Genomic DNA, 11,465 nt, shown 5'->3' with positions numbered 1-11,465 from the left:
CCCGCGACGCTGGAGGAATATGCAACTGTACTGGGGCGAAAAGGAGTTGTCACCGGTGTGGGGCGGCGACGCGGACGTCGGCCACCCCACGGGTGCCACAGCGCTCGGGCGTCAGAGCCGCTCGGGTGTCCGGATGCCCAGCAGGGCCATGCCCTGGTGCAGCGTGCGGGCCGTGATGTCGCAGAGGAACAGGCGGTTCTCGATCTGCTCCGGCGACTCGGCCTTCAGGACCGGGCACTTGTCGTAGAACGTCGTGTACAGCGACGCCAGCTGGTACAGGTACGCCGTCATCTTGTGCGGGGCGTACTCCGCCGCCGCCTCCGCCACCGTCGCCGCGAACGAGTCCGCGTGCAGGCCCAGCGCGCGCTCCGCCTCGTGCAGATCCAGCTCGGGGTGCGCGGCGGGGCGCGCCTCGCCGGCCTTGCGCAGGATCGACTGGATACGGGCGTAGGCGTACTGGAGGTAGACCGACGTGTCGCCGTTCAGCGAGACCATCTGGTCGAGGTCGAACTTGTAGTCGCGGTTCGCCGACGTCGACAGGTCCGCGTACTTCACCGCGCCGATGCCGACCTGGGTGCCCCGCTCGGCGATCTCCTCCTCGGAGAGGTCCTGGGCCTTCTCCCGGACCACCGCCGACGCGCGGTCGATCGCCTCGTCCAGCAGGTCGACCAGGCGGACCGTCTCGCCCTCACGGGTCTTGAACGGCTTGCCGTCCTTGCCGAGGACCGTGCCGAAGGCGAGCTGCACCGCCTTGACGTCCTCGTTCAGCCAGCCCGCCCGGCGGGCCGTCTCGAAGACCATCTTGAAGTGCAGCGACTGGCGGGCGTCCACGACGTACAGCAGCGTGTCCGCCTTGATGTTGAAGACACGGTCGCGGATCGCCGACAGGTCGGTCGCCGCGTAGCCGTAGCCGCCGTCCGACTTCTGCACGATCAGCGGGACCGGCTTGCCGTCCGGGCCCTTGATGTCGTCGAAGAAGACACAGAGCGCGCCCTCGGAGCGGACCGCGACGCCCGACTCCTCCAGCAGGCGGCAGGTCTCCGCGAGCATGTCGTTGTAGCCGGACTCGCCGACGATGTCCGGGTCCCGGATCTCCATGTCCAGCTTCTCGAAGACGGAGAAGAAGTAGATCTTCGACTCGTCCACGAACTTCTGCCACATGGCCAGCGTCTGCGGATCGCCCGCCTGGAGGTCCACCACCCGGCGCCGGGCCCGCGTCTTGAACTCCTCGTCGGAGTCGAAGAACTTGCGCGCGGCCTTGTAGAGGCGGTCCAGGTTCGACATCGCCTGCTCGCCGGAGGCCTGGAGGTCCCCGCCGTCCTGGTGGTCCAGCTCGTGCGGGTGCTCCTCCAGGTACTGGATGAGCATGCCGAACTGGGTGCCCCAGTCGCCGATGTGGTGGCGCCGGACCACCGTCTCGCCGGTGAACTCCAGCAGCTGCACCACCGAGTCGCCGATCACCGCGGAGCGCAGGTGACCGACGTGCATCTCCTTCGCCACGTTCGGCTGGGCGTAGTCGATCACCGTGGTGCCCGGGTGCTCGGTGCGCGGCACGCCGAGGCGGCCGGTGTCGTCCGCGTAGCGCGCGGCGAGGTTCTCCGTGATCGCCCGGTCGGTGATCGTGATGTTCAGGAAGCCGGGGCCGGAGACCTCCACGTCCTTGATCACGTCACCCGACTCGACCCGCGAGACGACCTGCGTCGCCAGCTCCCGCGGGTTCGCCTTCTCCTTCTTCGCGAGGGCCAGGATCCCGTTGGCCTGGAAGTCGGCCCGGTCGCTTCGTCGCAGCAGCGGGTCCGCGGAGCCGGCCTGCGGCAGAGCCGCCGACAGGGCCGCCGCGAGGCGCTGGTGGACGGAGTCGCTGAGGGACGTGACCGAGGCCATAGGTAAGGGTGCCGTTCTCCTCGAGGGAATGGATAGACACGGCCAGTATCCCATGGGGGTAAAGCCGTTTTTCCGGGCGCGAGGGGGTCTGGGACAATGGTGCGGTCAGCCGTGCGACCGTACCGGCTGCCCGATGCAGAAAGAAGGACGTGCCGATCGTGGCTCAGAGCACCGAGACCACCGACTGGGTCTCCCGTTTCGCGGATGAGGTCATCGAGGAGTCGGAGCGTCGGGCCCCGGGCAAACCGGTCGTCGTCGCGTCCGGCCTCTCGCCGTCCGGCCCCATCCACCTCGGGAACCTGCGCGAGGTCATGACCCCGCACCTCGTCGCCGACGAGATCCGCCGCCGGGGGTACCAGGTGCGGCACCTGATCTCCTGGGACGACTACGACCGGTACCGGAAGGTGCCCCAGGGCATCGCCGGGGTCGACGAGGAGGCCTGGAAGGAGCACATCGGCAAGCCGCTGACGTCCGTCCCGGCGCCGAAGGGCTCCTCCCACCCCAACTGGGCCGAGCACTTCAAGGCCGCGATGGTCGAGTCGCTGGCCGAGCTGGGCGTGGAGTTCGACGGGATCAGCCAGACCGCGCAGTACACCTCCGGCGTGTACCGCGAGCAGATCCTGCACGCGATGAAGCACCGCGGCGACATCGACGCGATCCTCGCCCAGTACCGGACGAAGAAGGCCCCGGCCAAGAAGCAGCAGGCGCAGAAGCCCCTCGACGAGGCCGAGCTCGAGGCCGCCGAGGGCTCCGGCGCGGCCGGCGAGGACGACGGCAGCTCCGGCTCCGCCGGGTACTTCCCGTACAAGCCGTACTGCGGCAACTGCGAGAAGGACCTCACGACCGTCACGTCCTACGACGACGACTCCACCGAGCTGACGTACGCCTGCACCGCCTGCGGCTTCTCCGAGACGGTCCGGCTGAGCGAGTTCAACCGCGGCAAGCTGGTCTGGAAGGTCGACTGGCCGATGCGGTGGGCGTACGAAGGGGTCGTGTTCGAGCCGAGCGGCGTCGACCACTCGTCGCCCGGGTCGTCGTACCAGGTCGGCGGGCAGATCGTCGGGATCTTCGGCGGGAAGCAGCCCATCGGGCCGATGTACGCCTTCGTGGGTATCTCCGGGATGGCCAAGATGTCGTCCTCGCGGGGCGGCGTCCCCACCCCCGCCGACGCCCTGAAGATCATGGAGCCGCAGCTCCTGCGCTGGCTCTACGCCCGGCGCAGGCCCAACCAGTCCTTCAAGGTCGCCTTCGACCAGGAGATCCAGCGGCTCTACGACGAGTGGGACCGGCTGGACGCCAAGGTCGCCGACGGCAGCGCCCTGCCGGCCGACGTCGCCGCGCACTCGCGTGCGGTGCGTACGGCCGCCGGTGAGCTGCCGCGGACGGCCCGGCCGCTGCCGTACCGGACGCTGGCGTCCGTCGCGGACATCACCGCCGGGCACGAGGACCAGGCGCTGCGGATCCTGAGCGAGCTCGACCCGGAGCAGCCGCTGACCTCGCTCGACGAGGCCCGGCCGCGGTACGACAAGGCCGAGGCCTGGATCAACACGCACGTGCCGGCCGAACAGCGGACGATCGTGCGGGACGAGCCCGACGCCGAGCTGCTGAAGTCGCTCGACGAGGCGTCCCAGCAGTCGCTGCGGCTGCTGCTCGACGGACTCGCCGAGCACTGGTCGCTCGACGGGCTGACGCACCTGGTGTACGGCGTGCCCAAGGTGCAGGCCGGGTTCTCGGCGGACGCGACGCCCAAGGAGCTGCCGGCCGAGATCAAGACGGCTCAGCGGGCGTTCTTCGCGCTGCTCTACCACCTGCTGGTGGGGCGGGACACGGGACCGCGGCTGCCGACGCTGCTGCTGGCGGTGGGGCAGGAGCGGGTGCGGGCCCTGCTCGGGGAGTAGCCGCCGGTGTTGAAGAAGGGGCCCTGTTCGCAGGGCCCCTTCTTCATGCGATGTGCTCTTCTTCCAGTTCCTTGTAGTGACGGCTGCTGAAGCGGTCGACCATGCGCTTGGCTTCCGTGGTGTCGATGCGGATGCCGTATTCCGCTTCCAGGTTGTCGATGAGCTGGTTCGGGGTCGGGTAGCTGCCGTTGATCGACTGCTTGAAGACCTGGTAGTAGGACTCCTCGTCCGGCTCGGGCGCGGGGGGCGTGCCGCCGCCGTCGCCCAGCTCCCGGGTGCGGTTCGGGCCCACCGGGATGGGGAAGCTGCCGGTGTCCTCCGGGGTGGGTTCCTGCTCGTACTGGGTCTGGTACTGCTCGGCCTCTTGCTGTTCCGCGATCCACTGGGCGTACTGCTCGGGGTCGTAGGCCGGGTCGTAGCCGCCCTGGTACTCGACCTCGCGCTGCGCGTTGAACCAAGGGCTCTGGTCTGGTCCGGGTTCGTATGCGGGGTGCTCTGCGTGGGGGTTGCTGTCGAGTTCCAGGCGCTGCTCGCCGGGAGGTGCCGCTCTCTGTGGGACGGGCGCCGCCCCAGCGGCACGATTGCCCGCAGCTGGGCTGGCCGGCGCGTCCAGCTCCGGCTGTGGCGGCGGGGGGATCAGGGCCGGTTCTATGCCTGCCGCTGCCAGGCCCGCCGGAGCTGTCTCTGCCAGCGGCACCCCGTACCTGGCCAGCCGCAGCGGCATCAGGGACTCCACCGGGGCCTTCCTGCGCCACGCCCGTCCGAAGCGGGAACGCAGCCGGGCCTGGTAGACGAGACGTTCCTGCTCCAGCTTGATGACCTGGTCGTAGGAGCGGAGCTCCCAGAGCTTCATGCGGCGCCAGAGGAGGAACGTCGGGACGGGGGAGAGCAGCCAGCGGGTGAGGCGGACGCCCTCCATGTGCTTGTCCGCCGTGATGTCGGCGATCCGGCCGATCGCGTGCCGGGCCGCCTCGACCGCGACCACGAACAGGATCGGGATCACCGCGTGCATGCCGACACCGAGCGGATCCGGCCACGCCGCGGCGCCGTTGAAGGCGATCGTCGCCGCTGTCAGGAGCCAGGCCGTCTGGCGCAGCAGCGGGAAGGGGATCCTGATCCAGGTGAGGAGCAGGTCCAGGGCCAGCAGGACGCAGATGCCCGCGTCGATGCCGATCGGGAAGACGTAGGAGAAGTTCCCGAAGCCCTTTTTCAGGGCCAACTCGCGGACGGCCGCGTACGAACCGGCGAAGCCGATTCCGGCGATGATCACGGCGCCGGCCACGACCACACCGATGAGAACGCGGTGCATCCGAGTCAGCTGCAGTGGCGCGGCCACCCGTACTCCCCTCCCCTTGCGTGTTGTTGCGCGCAACAGGGTGGCACATGTGTGCGGAGGACGGGTGGCCGGTTCCGGTCGGGGATGTTCAGCTCTTCGCCGCGGGCTTCTTGGACGGCGACTCCGAGGCTTCCTTCGCGGGCTCCTCGGACGCGTCCTTGGAGGCCGACTTCGACGGGGACTTGGACGGCGACTTGGACGGGGCGCCGCTCGCCTTGCCGCCGCCCGCGCCGTTCGCGTCGGACACCGCCGCCACCGCCTCCTTGGCGGCCTTCTTCGCGTCCTTCATCAGGTCGTCGGCGCTCGGGCTCTTGTCGCCGGCCAGGCCCGCGCCGTTGTAGTCGAGGGTGACGACGACGTTCTCGACGCGTGCCACGACCGTCTGCTGCTTGAAGGTGCCTTCCTTCTTCTTCAGTTCGTAGCGCACGGCCGTCGCCTCGTCGCCGGTCCCCGGCACCGGCTCCGACTTGGTGCTCTTGGCGCCCTCCACGGCCTGGGCGTCCTGGACCTGCTTCTCGAAGTACTCCTGGGCCTGCTTGTCGGCCGGGCCGCGGGTGACGTCCGACTCGAAGCGCAGCATCGACACGTTCAGCCAGCGGAACTGCGAGCCCTTGACGCCGTTGTTGTCGAGGCTGTTCCAGGAGCAGTTGGCGCGGGCCGAGATGTCGTCCGACTTGCCCTCCTTGCCGGACTTGCTCTCCGGGACGAGGTCCTTCAGCGTCTTCTTCGACAGCGTCTTGCAGGCCTCCGGAAGCTTGCCGTACGCCGCCGCCTGCACGGTCGGCGACGGGCTCGCGGACGCCGAGGCGGCGGCCTTGGCGGCCTTGTCCGTGCTGTCGCCGGAGCCGGAGTCCGAGGAGCAGCCGGCGGCGACCAGCACCACGGGGACGGCGGCCGCGCAGACAAGGACGCGGTGGAGTCGCTTCGCTCGCTGATTGCGCTGGTCTCGCTGTGCTCGTAGCTGCATGGTTCCTTCACTCATGACGCTCGTGGTTCCTGCGGTCGGAACGGGTCCGAGTGGTCACCGTACGCGGTGAGGCAGCCGTGTGTTCTTCCTTCGGGTGCTTTGCGGGTGCGCGTGAAGGGGGCGTGAAGGGGCCTCAGTCGCTCAGCGAATCGGCCAGCTGCGAGGCCAGTTTCCGGGCCCTGTCCTGCATTTCCTTGCTGTCCGGGACGACGCCGACGGTGGCCGGCTGCTCGGCGTACTCGATGGTCACGATGACGTTGGACGTGCGGAATGCCACAGTCACCGTCCGCTGCTTGGCGGTCGAACCGGAGCTGTTCAGCTCGTCGTCGAGGAAGGCCTCGTCGCCGACGTCCTCCAGGACGCGGGGCTGGAGCTCGGTCGGGGTGGCGGAGGCGGACGCCGAGGGTGACGAGGTGCCGGACGGGGAGGGGGTGCCGCTCGCAGTGGTGGCGGCACCGCCGGCCGGGGTGCTGCCCGGGGTCACCGACTCGGTGGCGGTCGGCTCCGGCAGGTGGGCCGCCGCCTCCTTCTCCGCGAAGAGCTGCTCGGCCTGGCTGTCGTCGCTGACCGCGTTGTCGTAGGAGACGACCCGTTCGAAGTCGACGAGCAGATGGTCGGTGGCCTGCTGCGCGTCGACCTTCCACTGGCAGCCGACCTTGCGGTCGGTGTCGTACGTGACCGTCGCCTGGCCCTCGTACGCCTTCTCGCGCTGGTCCTCGTCGGTGATCTGCCGGATGCCCGGCAGGAGTTCGTCGAGGGAACCGTCGCTCACCGCGCCGCAGGGCTCGGGCAGCGTGCGGTACCGGCCCGGCTCGGCGGCGGCCGAAGCAGTGCCCGTGTCGCCCGGGTTGGAGTCGTCCGTCGGGCCGCCGTCGCCGGAGCCGCCGGTGCAGCCGGCCAGCAGGGCCGCGAGGAGCGCGGCGATACCTGGTGCGTACGCCTTCCGTTGCACGTGGTGGCTCCTCTCGACGCGGATATTGGCTTGCCGCCGCGGGGCGGCCGATGAACACAATGTGTATCGCACGCACTGCCGTGGACGCCGGTCCGGTTTCCCTTTCGTCGACCTTGGCTCCGGTATTTGCTGTTGAAGACCTTTACTCGTTCACGGGGGATTGAGGACGCTATGTCGTATGTAGAGATACCTGGTGCGAAAGTGCCGATCCGGATGTGGACCGACCCGGCCGCGGTCGAGGGCTCCGCACTCCAGCAGCTCCGGAACGTCGCCACGCTGCCTTGGATCAAGGGCCTGGCCGTCATGCCGGACGTGCACTACGGCAAGGGTGCGACGGTGGGCTCGGTCATCGCCATGAAGGGTGCGGTGTGCCCGGCGGCGGTGGGCGTCGACATCGGCTGCGGAATGTCCGCGGTGAAGACCTCCCTGACGGCGAACGACCTGCCCGGGGACCTGTCGCGGCTGCGGTCGCGGATCGAGCAGGTGATCCCGGTGGGGCGGGGGATGCACGACGATCCCGTCGACCCGGGGCGGCTGCACGGCTTCGGTACGGCCGGGTGGGAGGACTTCTGGGGGCGGTTCGACGGGGTGGCGGAGGCGGTCAAGTTCCGTCAGGAACGTGCCGGAAAGCAGATAGGAACGCTCGGCGGAGGAAACCATTTTGTCGAGGTCTGCACAGATACGACTGGTTCTGTCTGGCTGATGTTGCACTCCGGTTCCCGCAACATCGGCAAGGAACTGGCCGAGCACCACATCGGCGTGGCCCAGAAGCTCCCGCACAACCAGGGCCTGGTCGACCGCGACCTCGCCGTCTTCGTCGCGGACACCCCGCAGATGGCGGCGTACCGACACGATCTGTACTGGGCGCAGGAGTACGCGAAGTACAACCGCTCGATCATGATGGCGCTCCTGAAGGACGTGATCCGCAAGGAGTTCAAGAAGGCCAAGCCGGTCTTCGAGCCGGAGATCAGCGCGCACCACAACTATGTGGCCGAGGAACGCTACGACGGGATGGACCTGCTCGTGACCCGCAAGGGCGCGATCCGGGCCGGCTCGGGCGAGTACGGGATCATCCCCGGTTCCATGGGCACGGGTTCGTACATCGTGAAGGGCCTCGGGAACGACAAGTCCTTCAACTCCGCGTCGCACGGCGCGGGCCGGCGCATGAGCCGCAACGCGGCCAAGCGCCGGTACTCGACGAAGGACCTGGAGGAGCAGACGCGGGGCGTGGAGTGCCGCAAGGACTCCGGCGTCGTGGACGAGATCCCGGGCGCCTACAAGCCGATCGAGCAGGTCATCGACCAGCAGCGGGACCTGGTGGAGGTCGTGGCGAAGCTGAAGCAGGTCGTCTGTGTGAAGGGTTGACCGCTCCTACTTCGGCGCGTGCATCACCGCGTAGATCATGACGAACGCCACGATGTGGATGCCGAAGAGGAAGTAGGCGAGCCACCACCACATGTGGCGTTCGTTCTTCGTCTCCTGGGCGAGGCGCCGCGCTTCCCGTTCCCGGTCGGCGTCGGGCATCACAGTTCCCGGTGGACCTTCGTGTTGGAGGCCTGGGCGCGGGGGCGGAGGACGACGAGGTCGACGTTGACGTGGCTGGGGCGGGTGACCGCCCAGGTGATGGTGTCGGCCACGTCGTCGGCCGTGAGGGGCTCGGCGACACCTTCGTAGACCTTTTCCGCCTTCTCCTTGTCGCCGGAGAAGCGGGTCAGGGCGAACTCGTCCGTCTTGACCATGCCGGGGGCGATCTCGATGACGCGGACCGGCCGGCCGACGATCTCCAGGCGCAGCGTCTCGGCGAGGACGTGCGCGCCGTGCTTGGCGGCGACGTAGCCCGCGCCGCCTTCGTAGGTGCCGTGGCCCGCGGTGGAGGAGACGACCACGACCGTCCCGTCGCCGCTCGCGATCAGCTTGGGCAGCAGGGCCTGGGTGAGGTTGAGCGTGCCGATGACGTTCGTCTCGTACATCTGGCGCCAGTCGGCCGGGTCACCGGTCGCGACCGGGTCGGCGCCGAGCGCGCCGCCCGCGTTGTTGACCAGCACGCCGATCGTCTTGAAGGCCGTGGCGAACTCGTCGACCGCCGCGCGGTCGGTGACGTCGAGGGCGTACGCCGTGGCCTGGTGACCCGCCTTGGTGATCTCCTCCGCCAGCGCCTCGATGCGGTCCTTGCGGCGGGCGGTGAGGACGACGCGGTAGCCCGCGGCGGCGAGCTGCCGGGCCGTGGCGGCGCCGATTCCGCTGCTCGCACCGGTGACGACGGCGATGCGGGAGGCTGCGGACGGGGCGGCGGTGGCCATGGGAGCTCCTCGGACGTGGTGTGCGGGGTCGGGCCGGCGTCGGCCCAGGGCTTCCGGCCAGGATAGGCGGGCCCGGCGGTGGGAGAATGAGGGCGGGTGATCCCCTGGCACCACCGGAGGTGGATCATGGGCGAGGCACGTGAGGTCATGGACCGGCTCACCGACGCGGTCACCACGCACGCCGATCTGAAGGTCATCAGCGAGCTGTACGCCGAGGACGCGGTCGCCTTCACCCCCGACGAGGGCGAGCTGCGCGGGCGCGACAGCATCGTCGAGTACTGGCGGACGATGACGGAGGCGATCCCCGAGGCGACGTTCCGGTCGCTGCACTCCTACGAGGTCGGTGACACGGCCATCGACGAGGGGATCTTCAGCGGTCGGAACACCGGGCCGCTGGAGCTGCCCAACGGCGAGACGCTGCCCCCGACGCAGAAGGAGATCAGGATCCGCGGGGTGGACATCGCCACCGTGCGGGACGGCCGGATCGTCGACTACCGCCTGTACTTCGACGAGATGGACTTCCTGGGGCAGCTGGGGCTGCTGCCCGACGAGCCGTTCTGAGGCCCCGGCCGGGGCCGGGAGGCCGATCAGTTTCCTCGCGGGGCGTACATGATCACCGCCATGCCCGCGAGGCAGACCAGTGCGCCCGTGACGTCCCAGCGGTCCGGGCGGTAGCCGTCAGCGACCACGCCCCACAGGATCGAACCGGCGACGAAGATCCCGCCGTACGCGGCGAGGACGCGGCCGAAGTGGGCGTCGGGCTGGAACGTCGCGACGAAGCCGTACGCGCCGAGCGCGAGGACGCCGCCGGCCGCCCACAGCCAGCCCCTGCTCTCGCGCACGCCCTGCCAGACCAGCCAGGCGCCGCCGATCTCCAGCAGGGCGGCGAGGACGAAGAGGGCGGCGGAACGCACGATCTGCATGCGGGCAGCTTCGCACGCCGGGGTGTGGCACTCGCTCGGCACAGTCCGCCCCGCAGGTATGGTTGAAGGGTAAACAACCTGGAGGGTGAGCGATCATGCAGTTCGGGATCTTCAGCGTCGGCGACGTCACGCCCGACCCGACCACCGGCCGCACGCCGACCGAACGCGAGCGCATCAAGGCGATGGTCGCCATCGCGCTCAAGGCCGAGGAGGCCGGCCTCGACGTCTTCGCCACCGGTGAGCACCACAACCCGCCGTTCGTGCCGTCGTCCCCGACCACCATGCTCGGCCACATCGCCGCCCGCACCGAGCGGCTGATCCTCTCCACCGCCACCACCCTCATCACCACCAACGACCCGGTGAAGATCGCCGAGGACTTCGCGATGCTCCAGCACCTGGCCGACGGCCGGGTGGACCTGATGCTGGGCCGCGGCAACACCGCGCCCGTCTACCCCTGGTTCGGGCAGGACATCCGGCAGGGCATCCCGCTCGCGATCGAGAACTACGCCCTCCTCCACCGGCTGTGGCGCGAGGAGGCCGTCGACTGGGAGGGGAAGTTCCGTACGCCGTTGCAGGGCTTCACCGCCACGCCCCGCCCGCTGGACGGCGTACCGCCGTTCGTCTGGCACGGGTCGATCCGCTCGCCGGAGATCGCCGAGCAGGCCGCGTACTACGGCGACGGCTTCTTCCACAACAACATCTTCTGGCCGGCCGAGCACACCAGGCGCATGGTCGAGCTGTACCGGACCCGGTACGCGCACCACGGGCACGGCACGCCCGAGCAGGCGATCGTCGGGCTGGGCGGGCACGTGTTCATGCGGCGGAACTCGCAGGACGCCGTGCGCGAGTTCCGGCCGTACTTCGACGTCGCACCGGTGTACGGGCACGGGCCGTCGCTGGAGGACTTCATGGCGCAGACGCCGCTGACCGTCGGCTCCCCGCAGCAGGTCGTCGAGAAGACGCTGGCCTTCCGGGAGTACGCCGGCGACTACCAGCGCCAGCTGTTCCTGGTCGACCACGCCGGGCTGCCGCTGAAGACCGTGCTGGAGCAGATCGACCTGCTGGGCGAGGAGGTCGTACCGGTGCTGCGCAAGGAGTTCGCCGTGGGCCGCCCGGCGGACGTCCCGGACGCGCCGACGCACGCGGCCCGGCTCGCCGGGACCCGAGGGTGAGAGGACGGTAGGCCCCCGGGCCGCGGTTGCGTG

Annotated in this window: 11 protein-coding genes; 4 read left to right on the top strand and 7 right to left on the bottom strand. The window is 69.5% G+C overall.

Annotation, left to right across the window (positions count from 1 at the left end):
• Positions 1–111: 111 nt before the first annotated feature.
• Entirely contained in the window at positions 112–1,884 is a 1,773-nt protein-coding gene (gene argS, locus SCNRRL3882_RS17340) for an arginine--tRNA ligase (RefSeq protein ID WP_010043481.1), read from the bottom strand.
• A gap of 149 nt (positions 1,885–2,033) precedes the next feature.
• Here argS and lysS point away from each other — a divergent pair, with 149 nt between their 5' ends.
• On the top strand, positions 2,034–3,782 hold the full coding sequence (lysS, locus tag SCNRRL3882_RS17335; protein ID WP_010043478.1) for a lysine--tRNA ligase: 1,749 nt from the start codon (positions 2,034–2,036) through the stop codon (positions 3,780–3,782).
• 43 nt (positions 3,783–3,825) lie between these two features.
• Here lysS and SCNRRL3882_RS17330 read toward each other — a convergent pair whose 3' ends face one another.
• The 3 genes from SCNRRL3882_RS17330 to SCNRRL3882_RS17320 all read right to left on the bottom strand — a co-directional run bounded on the left by SCNRRL3882_RS17330 (position 3,826) and on the right by SCNRRL3882_RS17320 (position 7,037).
• Complete coding sequence (locus tag SCNRRL3882_RS17330; protein WP_029181423.1) at positions 3,826–5,091, bottom strand: DUF2637 domain-containing protein; 1,266 nt, start codon at positions 5,089–5,091, stop codon at positions 3,826–3,828.
• Positions 5,092–5,206: 115 nt separating this feature from the next.
• Positions 5,207–6,100: a DUF3558 family protein gene (locus tag SCNRRL3882_RS17325; protein WP_029181422.1), complete on the bottom strand. Its 894-nt coding sequence runs from the start codon at positions 6,098–6,100 to the stop codon at positions 5,207–5,209.
• A gap of 118 nt (positions 6,101–6,218) precedes the next feature.
• A complete protein-coding gene (locus SCNRRL3882_RS17320) occupies positions 6,219–7,037 on the bottom strand; it encodes a hypothetical protein (RefSeq protein WP_010043472.1) in 819 nt (272 codons plus the stop codon).
• A gap of 171 nt (positions 7,038–7,208) precedes the next feature.
• Here SCNRRL3882_RS17320 and SCNRRL3882_RS17315 point away from each other — a divergent pair, with 171 nt between their 5' ends.
• A complete protein-coding gene (locus SCNRRL3882_RS17315) occupies positions 7,209–8,402 on the top strand; it encodes an RtcB family protein (protein ID WP_010043470.1) in 1,194 nt (397 codons plus the stop codon).
• A 6-nt stretch (positions 8,403–8,408) separates the two neighbouring features.
• Here SCNRRL3882_RS17315 and SCNRRL3882_RS41110 read toward each other — a convergent pair whose 3' ends face one another.
• On the bottom strand, positions 8,409–8,561 hold the full coding sequence (locus tag SCNRRL3882_RS41110; protein ID WP_010043468.1) for a hypothetical protein: 153 nt from the start codon (positions 8,559–8,561) through the stop codon (positions 8,409–8,411).
• Positions 8,561–9,337, bottom strand: a complete 777-nt coding sequence (locus tag SCNRRL3882_RS17310) for an SDR family NAD(P)-dependent oxidoreductase (RefSeq protein WP_010043466.1) — start codon at positions 9,335–9,337, stop codon at positions 8,561–8,563. Before SCNRRL3882_RS17310 ends, SCNRRL3882_RS41110 begins: the two co-directional genes overlap by 1 nt.
• 126 nt (positions 9,338–9,463) lie before the next feature.
• Between SCNRRL3882_RS17310 and SCNRRL3882_RS17305 the strand changes: the two genes are divergently transcribed.
• Positions 9,464–9,898, top strand: a complete 435-nt coding sequence (locus SCNRRL3882_RS17305) for an ester cyclase (protein WP_010043464.1) — start codon at positions 9,464–9,466, stop codon at positions 9,896–9,898.
• Positions 9,899–9,924: 26 nt separating this feature from the next.
• On the opposite strand, the gene SCNRRL3882_RS17300 is transcribed toward SCNRRL3882_RS17305, so the two are convergent.
• Complete coding sequence (locus SCNRRL3882_RS17300; RefSeq protein ID WP_010043463.1) at positions 9,925–10,260, bottom strand: YnfA family protein; 336 nt, start codon at positions 10,258–10,260, stop codon at positions 9,925–9,927.
• Between the two features lie 95 nt (positions 10,261–10,355).
• On the opposite strand from SCNRRL3882_RS17300, the gene SCNRRL3882_RS17295 reads away from it, so the two are divergent.
• Positions 10,356–11,432 (top strand): LLM class flavin-dependent oxidoreductase, encoded by a 1,077-nt coding sequence (locus SCNRRL3882_RS17295; protein WP_010043461.1) that lies wholly within the window; start codon positions 10,356–10,358, stop codon positions 11,430–11,432.
• Positions 11,433–11,465: the final 33 nt, after the last annotated feature.

The organism is Streptomyces chartreusis NRRL 3882, from assembly GCF_900236475.1.
In the GTDB taxonomy this organism is placed as follows: Bacteria; Actinomycetota; Actinomycetes; order Streptomycetales; family Streptomycetaceae; genus Streptomyces; species Streptomyces chartreusis_D.
This window is presented reverse-complemented; position numbering and strand designations above follow the sequence as displayed.

Coding starts and splice junctions, on each gene's coding strand:
- argS (WP_010043481.1), bottom strand. CDS start 1,884: ATGGCCTCGGTCACGTCCCTCAGCGACTCCGTCCACCAGCGCCTCGCG.
- SCNRRL3882_RS17330 (WP_029181423.1), bottom strand. CDS start 5,091: ATGCACCGCGTTCTCATCGGTGTGGTCGTGGCCGGCGCCGTGATCATC.
- SCNRRL3882_RS17325 (WP_029181422.1), bottom strand. CDS start 6,100: ATGAGTGAAGGAACCATGCAGCTACGAGCACAGCGAGACCAGCGCAAT.
- SCNRRL3882_RS17315 (WP_010043470.1), top strand. CDS start 7,209: ATGTCGTATGTAGAGATACCTGGTGCGAAAGTGCCGATCCGGATGTGG.
- SCNRRL3882_RS41110 (WP_010043468.1), bottom strand. CDS start 8,561: ATGCCCGACGCCGACCGGGAACGGGAAGCGCGGCGCCTCGCCCAGGAG.
- SCNRRL3882_RS17310 (WP_010043466.1), bottom strand. CDS start 9,337: ATGGCCACCGCCGCCCCGTCCGCAGCCTCCCGCATCGCCGTCGTCACC.
- SCNRRL3882_RS17305 (WP_010043464.1), top strand. CDS start 9,464: ATGGGCGAGGCACGTGAGGTCATGGACCGGCTCACCGACGCGGTCACC.
- SCNRRL3882_RS17300 (WP_010043463.1), bottom strand. CDS start 10,260: ATGCAGATCGTGCGTTCCGCCGCCCTCTTCGTCCTCGCCGCCCTGCTG.
- SCNRRL3882_RS17295 (WP_010043461.1), top strand. CDS start 10,356: ATGCAGTTCGGGATCTTCAGCGTCGGCGACGTCACGCCCGACCCGACC.